This is a genomic window from Streptomyces sp. NPDC036984, assembly GCF_055607665.1.
In genome coordinates this window covers 195,997-209,334 of the sequence record NZ_JBVJRL010000013.1, presented here as the reverse complement: position 1 = coordinate 209,334, position 13,338 = coordinate 195,997, and the positions used below count along the sequence as shown (strand labels likewise).

Annotated in this window: 11 protein-coding genes and 1 pseudogene; 5 read left to right on the top strand and 7 right to left on the bottom strand. The window is 73.3% G+C overall.

The features are described 5' to 3' along the window. Positions 1-51: 51 nt before the first annotated feature. Positions 52-678 carry a sigma-70 family RNA polymerase sigma factor gene (locus ACZ7DL_RS24005; RefSeq protein ID WP_470776846.1) on the top strand — a complete coding sequence of 209 codons (627 nt, stop codon included), beginning with the start codon at positions 52-54 and terminating at the stop codon, positions 676-678. A 27-nt stretch (positions 679-705) separates the two neighbouring features. Beyond that, positions 706-918: pseudogene (locus ACZ7DL_RS24000) on the top strand (SPW repeat protein); the annotation flags it as partial. A 221-nt stretch (positions 919-1,139) separates the two neighbouring features. Here the strand turns inward: ACZ7DL_RS24000 and ACZ7DL_RS23995 are convergent. Together ACZ7DL_RS23995 and ACZ7DL_RS23990 are read right to left on the bottom strand one after the other, a co-directional pair. Beyond that, positions 1,140-1,676: a GNAT family N-acetyltransferase gene (locus tag ACZ7DL_RS23995; RefSeq protein ID WP_470776844.1), complete on the bottom strand. Its 537-nt coding sequence runs from the start codon at positions 1,674-1,676 to the stop codon at positions 1,140-1,142. Positions 1,677-1,739: 63 nt separating this feature from the next. Beyond that, the gene (locus ACZ7DL_RS23990) at positions 1,740-3,200 is read right to left on the bottom strand and encodes an APC family permease (RefSeq protein ID WP_470776842.1); all 1,461 of its coding nucleotides are present in this window, start codon (positions 3,198-3,200) and stop codon (positions 1,740-1,742) included. Positions 3,201-3,317: 117 nt separating this feature from the next. On the opposite strand from ACZ7DL_RS23990, the gene ACZ7DL_RS23985 reads away from it, so the two are divergent. Together ACZ7DL_RS23985 and ACZ7DL_RS23980 are read left to right on the top strand one after the other, a co-directional pair. After that, positions 3,318-4,502 (top strand): ROK family protein, encoded by a 1,185-nt coding sequence (locus tag ACZ7DL_RS23985; protein WP_470776840.1) that lies wholly within the window; start codon positions 3,318-3,320, stop codon positions 4,500-4,502. Between the two features lie 107 nt (positions 4,503-4,609). Next, positions 4,610-7,330, top strand: coding sequence for a glycoside hydrolase family 2 protein (locus tag ACZ7DL_RS23980; RefSeq protein WP_470776839.1), 2,721 nt, complete (start codon positions 4,610-4,612; stop codon positions 7,328-7,330). A 61-nt stretch (positions 7,331-7,391) separates the two neighbouring features. Here ACZ7DL_RS23980 and ACZ7DL_RS23975 read toward each other — a convergent pair whose 3' ends face one another. The 3 genes from ACZ7DL_RS23975 to ACZ7DL_RS23965 form a co-directional block, all read right to left on the bottom strand. Then, the gene (locus ACZ7DL_RS23975; protein WP_470776925.1) at positions 7,392-8,783 is read right to left on the bottom strand and encodes a hydrolase; all 1,392 of its coding nucleotides are present in this window, start codon (positions 8,781-8,783) and stop codon (positions 7,392-7,394) included. A gap of 103 nt (positions 8,784-8,886) precedes the next feature. Continuing rightward, the gene (locus tag ACZ7DL_RS23970; RefSeq protein WP_470776837.1) at positions 8,887-9,663 is read right to left on the bottom strand and encodes a GNAT family N-acetyltransferase; all 777 of its coding nucleotides are present in this window, start codon (positions 9,661-9,663) and stop codon (positions 8,887-8,889) included. 42 nt (positions 9,664-9,705) lie between these two features. Continuing rightward, positions 9,706-10,089: a MerR family transcriptional regulator gene (locus ACZ7DL_RS23965; RefSeq protein ID WP_470776835.1), complete on the bottom strand. Its 384-nt coding sequence runs from the start codon at positions 10,087-10,089 to the stop codon at positions 9,706-9,708. Positions 10,090-10,149: 60 nt separating this feature from the next. On the opposite strand from ACZ7DL_RS23965, the gene ACZ7DL_RS23960 reads away from it, so the two are divergent. After that, positions 10,150-11,436 (top strand): MFS transporter, encoded by a 1,287-nt coding sequence (locus ACZ7DL_RS23960; RefSeq protein WP_470776833.1) that lies wholly within the window; start codon positions 10,150-10,152, stop codon positions 11,434-11,436. Between the two features lie 3 nt (positions 11,437-11,439). On the opposite strand, the gene ACZ7DL_RS23955 is transcribed toward ACZ7DL_RS23960, so the two are convergent. Both ACZ7DL_RS23955 and ACZ7DL_RS23950 read right to left on the bottom strand, forming a co-directional pair. Next, positions 11,440-12,294: a GNAT family N-acetyltransferase gene (locus ACZ7DL_RS23955; RefSeq protein WP_470776830.1), complete on the bottom strand. Its 855-nt coding sequence runs from the start codon at positions 12,292-12,294 to the stop codon at positions 11,440-11,442. A 240-nt stretch (positions 12,295-12,534) separates the two neighbouring features. Then, complete coding sequence (locus ACZ7DL_RS23950) at positions 12,535-13,221, bottom strand: chaplin (protein ID WP_470776828.1); 687 nt, start codon at positions 13,219-13,221, stop codon at positions 12,535-12,537. Between the last annotated feature and the right edge of the window lie 117 nt (positions 13,222-13,338).

Here is a 13,338-nt window from a genome sequence, read left to right as displayed (position 1 = left end):
ATGAACGCATCGGGGCCACGTCCCGGAACGTATCGCGAAGGAGCCGCCGTCATGAGCCCGTATGCGACCGCCGTCGCGCCCGGCATCGCGGCCCCCGCCGGCCGGTCCGCCGGTGCACCGCCGGGGCCCTCCGCCCTCGACGCCCTCAGCGACGAGCTCCTCGTCCGGGGCCTGGTGGACGGCGACGAGGCATGTCTCAGTGTGGTCCACCGCCGCTGGTCGGGCCTGGTGCACGCGTTGGCGTGGCGCGCGCTGGGCGACGCCGCGGAGGCGGAGGACGTCACCCAGCAGGTGTTCCTCGGCGTCTGGCGGGGATGCGCCGGCTACCGGCCCGAGCGCGGGACGGTGGCGGGGTGGATCGTCGGCATCACGCGCCGCAAGATCGCCGACGCCCTGTCCGCCCGGACGCGCCGCGGTGAGCTGATCGCGGCCGCCGGAGCGGCCCTGGCGCCGGCCGAGTCCGCCGCCGGGCGGCCCGAGGCCGCCCTGGACCGTGTCGTGGTCGGCCGGGAACTGGCCCGGCTGCCCGCGCCCCAGCAGTGCGTGCTGCGCCTGGCCTACTACGAGGACCTCACCCAGACCCAGATCGCCGAGCGCACGGGGTGGCCGCTGGGCACGGTCAAGAGCCACGCGCGCCGGGGCCTGCGCCGACTGCGCAGCAACCTCGGACGCCCCTGAAACATAAGGGAAAGATGAGAGCAAACTGGCCTGCTGGCACTCGGATTCGCCCGTGCCCCCGAGCGGATGTACGGCCTCAGCCGGGCCATGTGCGCCATGGCCATCTGGATGATCATCGCTCCGTGGATCGTGGGCAGCGCCCCCGACGCAGGCGTGATCGTCAACAACATCGTCATCGGCGCCCTGGCTCTCGCCCTCGGAGTGGTATGCGCCGGTACGGGCGATGAAGGGCGCCCCCAGGCCGCAAGAGCGAAGACCGAGGAAAGGAAGGAAGGCACAGGCCGGTCCGCCCGTGCGGACCGGCCCGCGCATGCCCGCCCGCACGCAAGCGGGACGGCACCGGCCCCGGCTCCCGCGGCAGCGGTCCGGCCGGTCTCCAGCAACGACGTGAGGTGGGACCACACGGCCGGCCGGACGCGACGCCCGAGCACTCGCCGTCGTCGTAGAGCTCCTCGCGAAGGTTACGCGCCTGTCGCGGACGGCACGGTGAAGGAGACCCACAGATCCGGGGGCAGCTCGGGCCGGCCGGGCACCGGGCGGGCCTCGCGGGTCCACGCGGCGCCGGCGAGATCCTCGGCGACCCGTTGCCAGAAGCGCACCGCGGCCGGGTTGTCGTGCTGGAAGGCGATCTCCCACGATCCCGGGTGCCGGGTCAGCACCTCGCGCGCGGCCCGCAGCCCGACGCCCCGGCGCCGGGCCCCGCGCACCACGAAGAAGCTGTTCAGCACGCGTACCGGACCGTCGAGTCCACGGACGAAGGCGAACCCCGCGGGATGCTCGCCGCAGGTCAGCAGATACGGCGCCCAGCCGGGCGCGGTGAAGGCGGACGCCACGCGGTCGGCGCGGAAGCCGCCGTCGGCGGCGGGCAGGACGTCCCGGAACTCGGACAGGTCGTGCCGGAACATCAGCCACAGCCGGTCCACGGCGGGCCGGTCGGCGGAGGTGGCGGGGCGGACGACGACGTCCGCGGTCATGGCGTCGGTGAGGATGTCGGTCATGAACGAAAGCATCCCCGGCGGACGCGGGTCCGGCCGGGGAGGATCGTTTCGACGCCGGTAAATCTAGCTCATTTCAGGGGTGTTGCGCTCCTCGCTCACCTCACGGGTCAGGTACTCCTCGCCGATCTCCTTCGGGCCGAACGGCCAGACGCGTTCCCGCCGGGCCCAGACCAGGAAGGCCGCGCAGCCGAGCGCCAGCCAGGCCAGGGACCACTCGACGGGACGACGGCCCGGGGAGTTCTCGTCCGCGTACCCGTAGATCACGCACCAGCCGGCGAAGGCGACGATGCCCGGCAGGGGGTACAGCCACATCCGGTACGGGCGGCGCAGGGCCGGCTGCCGCTTGCGCAGGACCGTGAGCGCGACGATCTGGGCGAGCGCCTGGACGATCACCATCACCGTGGTGAGCAGCTGGATCAGGGTGGCGAGATCGGTGTGGCGGCCGATCAGGAAGCCGGCGGCGGTGACCACGCCCATGGTCGCGAGGCCCAGCATCGGGAAGCGGTGCTTCGGGTGCAGCCTCTCGTACGGGCGGAAGAAGACCCGGTCGCGGGCGGCGTCGCAGGGCACCCGGGAGCCGCCCAGCAACCCGGCGAAGACGGAGGCGAACGCGGTGATCAGGATCAGCACGGTCACCGTGTCGGCCGCTCCCTTGCCCCAGGTCTCCTCCAGCACCGCGGAGGCCACCGAGCTGGAGGCGATGTCGTGCGGGTCGGTCATCCGGTGCCAGTCGACGACGCCGAGGGTGCCGATCTGCAGCAGCAGGTAGATCACCATGATGCCGAGGATCGAGAAGAGGATGGAGCGCGGGAGCGTGCGGCCCGGGTCCTTGATCTCGGCGCCCATGTAGGCGGTGGTGTTGTAGCCGAGGTAGTCGTAGATGCCGATGGTCAGGCCGGCGGCGAAGCCCGGCCAGAAGTGGCCGCCGGCCGGGTCGAAGGCATGGGCCGGGTAGGTGAAGGCGAGGTGCGGGCTGAAGTCGGTGGCCGCGGCGGCGATCACCAGCACCACCGAGGCGATCATCACGGCCCACATCACGGCGGTGATCCGGGCGATGTGCTCGATGCCGCGCCAGAGCAGGATCACCACCAGGGCGATGACGCCGAGGCCGATCAGGTCGCCGGTGGCCTGCCCCAGGCCGGGGGCGAGATAGCCCAGGTACTGCACGAAGCCGACCACGCCCGTGGACATGATCAGCGGGATGAAGAGCATCGCCGTCCACACGAACAGGAACGGCATCAGACGGCCGGTGCGGTACTGGAAGGCCTGGCGCAGATACACGTAACTGCCGCCGGAGCCGGGCAGGGACGCGCCCAGCTCGGCCCAGACCAGACCGTCACAGAGCGCCAGGACCGCGCCCGCGACGAACCCGACGACCGCTTGGGGACCGCCGAACGCGCCGACCATCAGCGGAATGGTGACGAACGGGCCGATGCCGCACATCTGGCTCATGTTGATCGCCGTGGCCTGGAACAGACCGACGCGACGGACGAAACCACCCGTGGGTGGCGGGCTACCGGACATGGGGACTCCTGACGCGACGGGCCCGGCCGCACCCCGGCGGAGGCCGGCAGGCCGATAAAGTTAAGGAGCCTTACTAGGGGCGTCAAGTATGCGTCGGGCATGCACGAGAATGGTGGGATGACCGCCGGCGACGTCGAAGAGCAGCAGGAACAGCCCTGGAGCCGCCGGCGCCTGCGCAGTACCAACGAGCGGCTGCTCCTGGACCGGCTGCGCGCCCTCGGCGCCGCCTCGCGCGCCCAACTGGCCCGGGAGACCGGTCTGTCGAAGCCGACGGTCTCCAGCGCGCTGGCCTCGCTGGCGACGGCCGGCCTGGTGCACGAGGTCGGCACGCACAGCCCGGAGCGCGGCCGCACCGCGGTGCTCTACGCCCCCGACCCGGCCGCCGGGTACGCCCTCGGTGTCGACATCGGCCGGGGCCGGCTGCGCGTGGCGGTGGTCGACCTGGACGGCACGGTCGTCGCCCGGGCCGACGTACGCAATCGGGCCCGCACCTCCGCCGCCCTGCTCGACCTGGTGGTGACCACCGCCCGTCAGGTGATCGCGAACTCGGGTGTGGAGCCCGGGGAGGTGGTGCACGGGGTGCTGGGCACGCCCGGGGTGTACGACGCGAGGCAGAAGCGGGTGCGGTACGCGATGCATCTGCCGGGCTGGGGGCGGTCCGGGCTCGTGGACCGGATACGCGCGGAGCTGGGCGTCCCCCTGGAGGTGCACAACGACGCCAATCTGGCCGCGCTCGGCGAGTACACGTACGGTGTCGGCGCGGGCAGCCGGCTCTTCGCGTACATCCTGATCGGCACCGGGGTCGGGATGGGGGTGGTCAGCGACGGGCGGCTGTTCACCGGCGCGCACGGGCTGGCCGGAGAGATCGGCTTCCTGCCCTGGCACGGCCGGCTGAAGCCGGAGCGGCTGGAGGATGCGGTGTCGGGGGTGGCGGTGGTGGAGGCCGCCCGGCAGTTCGGGATGCGCGGGCCCCTCACGGCGAAGGCCGTGTTCGACGCGGCCCGCGACGGTCATGCGGCCGCCGCGCGGGCGGTGGAGCTGGAGGGCGAGCGGATCGCGCACACCGTGGCGGCGGCCGCCGCCGTGCTCGACCCGGACCTCGTGGTGCTCGGCGGCGGGGTCGGCCACAGCGTCGGCCCGCTGCTCGGGCCGGTGCGGGAGCGGTTGCGCGCCCTCACCCCGCTGCGCCCCCGGATCGCGCCGGGCCGGCTCGGCGAGGACGCCGTCCTGCTGGGCGCGGTGGCCACGGCCCTGGACACCGCCCGGGACATCGTGTTCGAGCGCCGGACGGCCGGAACCTGACCCCGCTTCGGCGCCACCCCGGCGCGGGTCGTTGACGCCCGCCGTGGAGCGCCCTAGCGTGCGTCAAATTAGTAAAGTTTCCTAACTTTACGAGCCTGGAGAGCCCCGTGTTCCCTCGCCCCGCCTCCGGATACCGGTACGTCCGCACCGCCCTGGTCCTCGGTCTGCTCGGCACACTCACCTCCGCCGCCTGGCCCGGCGACCGGCAGCCGGCGCCCGCACACGGGCCCGCCCGGGTCACCCGTGTCCCCTCCGCCGCCGGCACCGGCACCCCGCTGTCCGGCTACGCCGTCCAGTCCACCGCGAAGGTGGGCGACTCCGCGACGGCCGTGTCCTCCCCCGGCTATCCGGCGACGGGCTGGTACCCGGCGGGACCCCGCTCCACGGTGCTGGCCGCACTGCTGGCGAACGGCGTGTACGCCGACCCGTTCCACTCCACCAACCAGCAGAGGATCCCGCAGGCCGCCTTCGAGGTCCCCTGGTGGTACCGGTCGGACTTCACCGTCGAGGACACCCGGCAGCGCACCCTGCTGGACTTCAGCGGCGTCGTCTCGGCAGCCGACGTCTATGTGAACGGCCGGCGGGTGGCCGAGGCCGCCGAGGTGACCGGTGTCTACACCCACCACGAGCTGGACATCACCTCCCAGGTCAGGTCCGGGACGAACACGGTCGCCTTCCGGGTCCGGCCCAACGACCCGAACCAGCACCTCACCATGGGCTGGCTGGACTGGCTCCAGCCGCCACCCGACCGCAACATGGGCCTCGTCCGGGACGTCCTGGTGCGCCGGGGCGGCCCGGTCGCGCTGCGCGACGCGCACGTGGTGACCGAGCCGGCCCTGCCCTCGCTCGCCACGGCCGACCTGACCGTGAAGGCCCGGGCCCGCAACGACTCCGGCGCGGCGGTCACCGCGGAGATCTCCGGCAGCATCGGCGGCACGCACTTCACCAGGACGGTGCCGCTGGCCGCCCACGAGACGAAGACCGTCACCTTCTCCCCCGCCGACGTACCCGGACTCCACCTCACGTCGCCGAAGGTGTGGTGGCCGGCCGGCATGGGCGGCCAGCCGCTGTACGACCTCGACCTCACCGCCACCGTCGCCGGTACGACGTCGGACACCGCGCACGAGACCTTCGGCATCCGTGACGTGCGGGCGCCGTTGAACTCCGACGGCGCCCGCCAGTACCGGATCAACGGCCGCAAGTTGCTGATCAAGGGCGGCGGCTGGTCACCGGACGAGTTCCTGCGCTGGGACCGCACCTACGCCGAGGACCGCCTGAAGTACGCCGTCGACCTGGGCCTGAACACCCTCCGCCTGGAGGGCCACCTGGAGCCGGACGAGTTCTTCGAGCTGGCCGACCGCCACGGCGTGCTCGTCCTCCCGGGCTGGGAGTGCTGCGACAAATGGGAGGGCGAGGTCAACCCGAGCGGGTCAGGGAAGAAGTGGACCGGCACCGACCACGCCGTGGCGAAGGCGTCCATGGCCGCCGAGGCCGCCCGGCTGCGCGGCCATCCGAGCGTGCTCTCCTTCCTGATCGGCAGCGACTCCGCCCCCGACGCGACGATCGAGAAGGGCTACCTGGACGCCCTGAAGGCCGCCGACTGGCCCGTCCCCGTGATTCCCGCGGCCTCCGAGGCGTCCTCGCCCCAGCTGGGCCGTTCGGGCATGAAGATGACCGGCCCCTACGACTGGGTGCCGCCCGGCTACTGGTACGCCAAGCGCGAGGGCGGGGCCACCGGCTTCAACTCCGAGACGAGCGCGGGCCCGAGCATCCCCACCCTGGACACGCTGCGCCGGATGCTGACGCCCGTCGAACTGGACACGCTGTGGAAGGACCCGGCGGCCAGGCAGTACCACCGCTCGCCGTCGTCCGTCTTCGGCACGCTCAGGGTCTACGACAACGCCCTCTCCGGCCGCTACGGCGCGCCCACGGGCCTCACCGACTACGTACGCAAGGCCCAGCTGGCCCAGTACGAGACCGTCCGCGCGCAGTTCGAGGCGTACGGCCGCAACGCCACGGACGCGGCCGAGCCCGCCACCGGCGTGGTGTACTGGATGTTCAACAGTGGCTGGACGTCCCTGCACTGGCAGCTGACGGACCGCTATCTGGACCAGAACGGCGCCTACTTCGGGGCGAAGAAGGCGAACGAACCGCTGCACATCCAGTACTCCTACGACAACCGCTCGGTCGTGGTGGTGAACAACCGGCATGCCGCCGAGCAGGGACTCACCGCCCGGGCCACGCTCTTCGACCCCGACGGGACGCAGAGGTACGACAAGACCGTCACCGGGATGACGGTCGCGGGCGACGGCGCCCACGCCCCGGCGCTCACGCTGCCGGTGTCGGTGAGCGGTCTGTCGCGGACGCACCTGCTCCGGCTGGTGCTGACCGACGCCGGCGGCAGGGAGGTGAGCCGGAACGTGTACTGGCTCTCCACCCGGCCGGACGAGCTCGACTGGGCCGGCACCGACTGGTGGCACACGCCGACGACGAGCTACGCCGATCTCAAGGGGCTCGCCTCGATGGCTCGGGTGCCGGTGTCGGCGACGGCGTCGACCGAGTCGTCCGGCGGCATGTCGACCACGACGGTGACCCTCCGGAACACCGGGACCGGCACCACCCCGGCTCTGTTCACGGATGTCCACCTGGTCGACGGGCAGGGCAGGCCGGTGCTGCCGGTGCGGTGGTCCGACAACGAGGTGAGCGTGTGGCCGGGTGAGTCGGTGACGCTGACCGCCGCCTACCGGACGGCCGACCTGCACGGCTCGGCACCGGGGGTGCGGGTCTCGGGCTGGAACACGGCACAGCGGTCCGTCCCGGCGGGGTGACCCGGCCGGCCCGGCGGGACAGGGGGTGGGCCGGCGCGGCCCACCCCCCTCTCGACGTGGCTCAGCCGACGTCGAGCGCGCTGTCGTCGATGACGAACGACGTCTGGAGGGTGGAGCCCTCGGTACCGGTGAACTTGATCGTGACCGTCTGGCCCGCGTAGCTCGCGAGGCTGAAGCTGCGCTGGGTGTAGCCGCTCGCCGCGTTCAGGTTCGAGTACGTGGCGAGGGTCGACAGCACCGTTCCGCTGCTGCCCAGGACCTGCGCCTTGAGGGTGTCGTAGGCCGTCGAGGTGGTCGTCTCGGCGGTGTCGACATGGAGGTGGAAGCTGAGGGTGGCGCTCGTGCATCCCGCGGGGATGGTCACGGTCTGCGCGAGGGTGTCGGTGTGGGCCGAGCCGTAACCGTTCAGCCATGCCTTGTAGGAGCCGGTGCGGGCGGCCTCGCCGGTGTCGTCGGTGATGACACCGCTGGACGCGGTCCAGGAGGTGGCGCCGGACTCGAAGCCGGGGTTGGCCAGCAGCTGGGCGGCCGTACAGGTGCCGCCACCGCCTCCGCCGTCGCTGCTGCCGCCCGCACCGGCCAGCCACTCGGTGGCGTTGAGGGCGAGGGGCGCGTTGGTGGCGGTGGAGTCGTTCCAGCCGTCGTAGAGGGTGTTGCCGGACTGGCCGGTGCCGTCGTCGATCGGGGAGCTGTCGCCCCAGAAGGCCACCCGGCCGCTGCCGAAGGTGCTGGTGGCGAAGAAGGCGCCGGTGTTGCCGGAGTAACCGGTGCGGTAGAGAAGGCCCTTGACGCTGGAGTTGTCGGCGGGCTTCAGGGTGGCGGTCGTGCCGCTCGCGATGAGGCTCTTGGTGACGGTGCCGAAGGAGCCGTGCAGCACCGGGTCGGTGCTGCCGCTGATGGCCGACGGGTGGTCGGAGCTGATGCTCAGCGAGTCGACGGAGAAGCCGAACGGGTCGGTGGAGTCGACGCTGTTGTTCGTCATCAGGTCGTTGAAGATCTCGACCGCGTCGTAGCCGTCGTTGTTGCGGTCGGCGCCGGTGTGGTCGGAGATCATGAACAGGCCGCCGCCGTTCTTCACGAAGTTCATGATCGCCGTCTTCTCGGCCGCCGTGAACATCGTGTTGGGCTCGGGCAGGACCAGCGTGTCGAAGTTCGACAGGTCGGTCGCGGACGTGCCGCCGTACGCGAGGCTGGACCCGGAGGGCAGCGTCCTCAGGCTGTAGCTGCCGGTCTTCTGGAGCGCCACGCCCCAGGAGGACAGGGCGCCGGTCCAGTCCGTCTCGGCGGACGGGGAGGAGTCCTGGCCGAGCGGGTCGGGCTGGCTGGTGGAGATGATCCAGTCGGCGTTGCCGGCCGTCTCGGCGTGGGCGTTGTCGAACAGGATCCGGTGGGTGGTCGCCGCGTGGGCGGGGGTGCCGGTGCCGAGCTGGACGGCCGCTCCGGTGAGCAGCAGTCCGAATCCGCCAAGGGGCCCGGCCGGGTCGAGTGGTTCGTCCGGGTCACCCTGGCGGCCCTGGGGCTGGCCGCACCGGACGGCACCCGGGCCCGCCGCCCAGTCAGCTCTCGTACAGGTACGGCGTCGTGGTGGTCAGTGGCCGGAAGCCGAGGCGTTCCAGGATCGGGCGGCTCATGGGCGAGGCGTCGACCTGGAGGTAGCGGTAGCCCTGGGCGGCGGCGACGCGGGCCCGGTGGGCGACCAGGGCGCGGTAGATGCCCCGGCCCCGCCATGCCTCGACCGTGCCGCCGCCCCAGAGTCCGGCGAACGGGGTGCCGGGCACCAGCTCCATGCGTGCGGAGCTGACGGGTTCGGTGCCGGCGAGGGCGACCACGGCGACGACCGTGCCGGGGTCGGCGGCCAGGCGGGCGCGCAGTCGGTGCCGCAGCCGGCCGCCGTCGGTCCCGAAGGCCCTCTCGTGCACGTCCACGACGAGGTCGACGTCGACCGGGTCGGTGACCCGGACGAAGCGGACACCGGCCGGGGGCGCGGTGTCGAGCGCGAGCCGGGCCACCTCGCCGATCATCAGCGTCTCCGCGGGCTCGGCCCGGAAGCCGGCGGCGAGCAGCCGAGCCCCGAGGTCCGCCGGCTCGTCGTGGGCGTACAGCTTCCACTCGCAGTCCCGGCCCAGGCCGGTGAAGTACGCGACCTGGTCACGGATCGCCCGGTCCGCGGCCGCCGCGTCGAGACCGGACCACAGCACGCCGTTCCAGCCCTGTGGGTCCGCGATCTGGCGCACGACCGCGCCGGCCCGTTCGATCCTGGCCGCGGGTCCGTCGGGCCGGGCGCCCTCGCGCATGTCACGGTCGTAGCGGGCGAGAAGGGCGCTGTGGTCCATGGCCTGCCACCTCATCAGGAACCAGCGGGTGAGGCAACGGACTTATCCGCTCCGGGCACCCTCGTCCGGCCGGACGGCGGCCAGGTAGGCGGTGAGCCGGTCGCGGTTGCGGGCCAGGCAGTCGATCCGGGCCTGAATGCGGTCGATGTGTTCCTGGAGCAGGGCGGCCGTCTCCGGCGGCACGCTCTCCGGGGCCGGCACGAGATGGCCGGGCCCGCAGAGGTACGGCAGGATCGCGCGGATCATCTCGGTGGTGAGCCCGGAGTCCAGCAGGCCCCGGATCTGCTGCACCTGCGCGACCGCGGCCTCCGGGTAGCTGCGGTAGCCGTTCCCGCTGCGTTCGGGGTGGAGCAGATGCTGTTCCTCGTAGTAGCGCAGCAGCCGGGTGGGGACCCCCGTACGGCGGGAGAGTTCACCGATCCGCATACCCGCCTCCTCGAACCGCGCTTGACCTTCACACTGATGTGAGGCTTCGACCATGGTCGCATGACGTTGTCCTCCCAGGCCAAGGGCGGTCGCCTGCCGTGGTCGGGGCTGCTGGCCCTGTCCTGTGCCGCCTTCACCGCCGTGCTGACTGAACTGCTCCCGGCGGGCCTGCTGCCCGCGATGGCCGCCCCGCTGGGCGTGGCCGGGTCCCGGATCGGTTTTCTCGTCACCGCCTATGCCGCCGCTTCCCTCGTGGCCGCGATCCCGGTCACCGCGGCGCTGCGCGGGCTGCCCCGGCGGCCGGTGCTGTGCGGAGCCCTGCTGGGGTTCGCCGTGAGCAACGCGCTGGTCGCGCTGTCGTCGTCGTATCCGCTCACCGTCGCGGCCCGGCTGCTGGCCGGGGTGATGGGCGGCACGCTCTGGGCGATGCTCGTCGGGTACGCGGCCCGGATGGTGCCGGCCGAACGGCGCGGCCGGGCCATCGCGGTGGTCCTGGCCGGGATCACGCCGGCCCTGGCTCTGGGGGTGCCCGCCGGTACCGCGCTGGCCGGTGCGGTGGGCTGGCGGGCGGCGTTCGGGACACTCGCCGTGCTCGCCGTCCTGCTCGTGGGCTGGGTGAGGCTCCGGGTGCCCGGCTTCCCCGGCGAGCCGGCGCACGCGCGGGTACCGCTGGTCCGGGTCGCCCTCCGGCCCGGGATCCGCCCGGTGCTGTCCGTGACGCTGTTCCTGCTGCTGGGCCACCAGGTGATGTACACGTACGTCGCCCCGTTCGCCGCGCACGCCGGGTACGGCGGCCGTACGGGCCTGCTGCTCGCGCTGTTCGGGACCGCCACCGTGGCGGGGATCTGGCTCACGGCTGCGCTGGTCGACCGGTACCCGCGGCCCGCGCTGCTGGGGGCGCTCGCGCTGGTCGCGGCCGTGCTGCCGGTCCTGGGCTGGGGCGCCGGGGTGCCGTGGCTGCCGGCCGGTGCGGTTGCGCTGTGGGGCGTGGCCTTCGGCGGGGCGCCCACCCTGATCCAGACCGCGCTGGTCGACGCGGCGGGGCCGGTCCACGCCGATGTGGCGACCTCGCTGCAGACCACGGTGTACAACGCGGGCATCGCGGCCGGTTCGCTCACCGGCGGTCTGGTGCTGGACACACTGGGCGCCGGGGCGCTGCCGTGGACCGCGCTCCCGCCGGTGCTGCTGGCGCTCGCGACGGTCGCGGCGGGGCGCCGGTACGCCTTCCCGGCCGGGCGGCGCGCCCGGGCCCCACGTGACCGGGCCGGGGCCGGTGCCGCAGCCGGTGGACGAGGTCGGGACCTGCACCGCTGCGTCCAGGCCGGCCGGCGTGCCGAACTGCCGTGACGGTCAGCCCAGTTCGAGGGTGGTGACGCCGAACACACGCTCCCTGGCATGGGCGCGCACCGGCCCGGTGTACATGCGGGCGGTCTCGAACGAGGGACGGAGTCCCGCCGCTTCGGCGAGGGCGACGCCGGCCGCGTTCGGCTCGGGCACGTCGAGGGCGACCTCTCGGCCCGCGACACCGGCGGTGAGGGCGGCGAACAGGGCCCGGGCGTCGTCGGCGGTGTCCGCGAAGAGGGGGCCGATGCGCAGGGTGTCGTGGCCGGGGCGGAGCACGCCGTAGCCGGTGATGCGCCCGCCGTCCTCGCGGACCAGGGCGTGGTGGCCGGGTGCGGTGAGCCATGCGGCGAGGAAGCGGGGGCGGTCGGCGGGGTGGCAGGCGCTGTCGTAGGCGGTGAGCGCGGCCAGGTCGGCGGGGCCTGCGGGGCGGACCCCGGTGGGCGTCTCGCTCTCCGGCGCGGTGCCGGTGAACCGGATCGTGCGGTAGGCGAGTTCGAAGCCGGACTGGCGGTAGTTGTCCTGCTGGGCGACGACTCCGTCCAGGCCGACGGTCCGGTCCCCGGCGTGCGCCAGGGCGGTCTTCCAGGTGGTGAGGCCGTGGCCGTGGCCGCGCAGGTCGGGGCGGACCAGGTAGCAGCCCAGGAAGGCGTAGGCGGGGCCGTGGTTGACCACGGAGACGGCGGAGACCGGCTCCCCGTCGATCCGGCCGAGGAAGAACCCGTCGGGATCCTGGGCGAAGAACGCGGGCCCGTCGGACAGCCCCGGATTCCAGCCCTCCGCCGCCGCCCAGGCGCTGATCACCGGCCAGTCGGCGAGGGTGGCCTGCGTGACGACGAGGTCGTGGGGGGCCGCAACGGTCATCGGTGCGCTCCGTTTCCGTGAGGGTCGGACTGTCGTGCGGCACGGCACTCGGCCGGGCCGCCCGCAGTATCCTTCCGGATCAACGGGGGCGACGCCACGGGGAGATCGGCCGACACGGCCCGCATCCGACGGCCGATACGGCCGCACGGCAGGCGGGCCCGGCCGGGGAGCCCGACGCGCGCCGAGCCCGCCCCGGACCGGCCCCACCGGCGTGTCCGGTGGGGCCGTGCGGGGTCCGGGTCAGTGGGGGCGGCCCGGGCGGAAGCGGCGGTAGAGGATCGCGCCCGTGACAAGGAGCGCGGCGCTGCCGGCGACGGCCGGGGCCGTCAGGTCCGCTCCGGTGTGGGCCAGCGTTGACGCCGCCGGGCGCGGGTGCGGGACGGGGTGGGAGCGGGCGGGGGCCGGGTGCTCGGGGGCCCGGGGTGTGGGCACGGGGGTGTGCGGGGCGCTGGGGTGGTCGCCGGGGCCGTTGACCGACTGGTTGCCGTGGGCCGGGTTGCCCAGGCCGACCACGTCGACACTGTTGCCGGAGACGTTCACCGGCAGGTCGACCGGGAGCTGGACCCCGTTGCCGGAGAGCACTCCGGGCGAATCCGCGGTGCGGCCCTGGGCGGAGGCCCCGCCGGACGCGGACGCCCCGCCGTCCTTTCCGGATCCGGCGCCCTTGCCGGATCCGGTGTTCGCGCAGGCGTTGCCCTCGGCCGGGTTGAGCAGCCCCACGACGTTCACCGTGTTGCCGCAGACGTTCACCGGCACGTGCACCGGGAGCTGGATGCCGTTGCCGGCGACCAGCCCGGGCGAGCCGCCCGCCGAGCCCTGGGCGTCGGCGCCGCCGGCCGCGAAGGCGGCGGACACCGGCATCGCCACGGCCATCGCGCCGGACGCGGCGGCGACGGCGATCACACCGTTTCGGGTAGCCCGTCTCATAGGTTCCCTGCCTTCCAGACATCGTCGCGGGCACTCGCCCGCACCTCCTAAAACGCCGGCGAACCATCAGAGTTATGCCTTATCGGTCCTTCACCCCATCGAGCGGCACTGTTATCG

Excerpts from the sequence above, each read along its gene's own strand:
- ACZ7DL_RS24005 (WP_470776846.1), top strand. The coding sequence starts at position 52 with ATGAGCCCGTATGCGACCGCCGTCGCGCCCGGCATCGCGGCCCCCGCC.
- ACZ7DL_RS23995 (WP_470776844.1), bottom strand. The coding sequence starts at position 1,676 with ATGACCGACATCCTCACCGACGCCATGACCGCGGACGTCGTCGTCCGC.
- ACZ7DL_RS23990 (WP_470776842.1), bottom strand. The coding sequence starts at position 3,200 with ATGTCCGGTAGCCCGCCACCCACGGGTGGTTTCGTCCGTCGCGTCGGT.
- ACZ7DL_RS23985 (WP_470776840.1), top strand. The coding sequence starts at position 3,318 with ATGACCGCCGGCGACGTCGAAGAGCAGCAGGAACAGCCCTGGAGCCGC.
- ACZ7DL_RS23970 (WP_470776837.1), bottom strand. The coding sequence starts at position 9,663 with ATGGACCACAGCGCCCTTCTCGCCCGCTACGACCGTGACATGCGCGAG.
- ACZ7DL_RS23965 (WP_470776835.1), bottom strand. The coding sequence starts at position 10,089 with ATGCGGATCGGTGAACTCTCCCGCCGTACGGGGGTCCCCACCCGGCTG.
- ACZ7DL_RS23960 (WP_470776833.1), top strand. The coding sequence starts at position 10,150 with ATGACGTTGTCCTCCCAGGCCAAGGGCGGTCGCCTGCCGTGGTCGGGG.
- ACZ7DL_RS23955 (WP_470776830.1), bottom strand. The coding sequence starts at position 12,294 with ATGACCGTTGCGGCCCCCCACGACCTCGTCGTCACGCAGGCCACCCTC.
- ACZ7DL_RS23950 (WP_470776828.1), bottom strand. The coding sequence starts at position 13,221 with ATGAGACGGGCTACCCGAAACGGTGTGATCGCCGTCGCCGCCGCGTCC.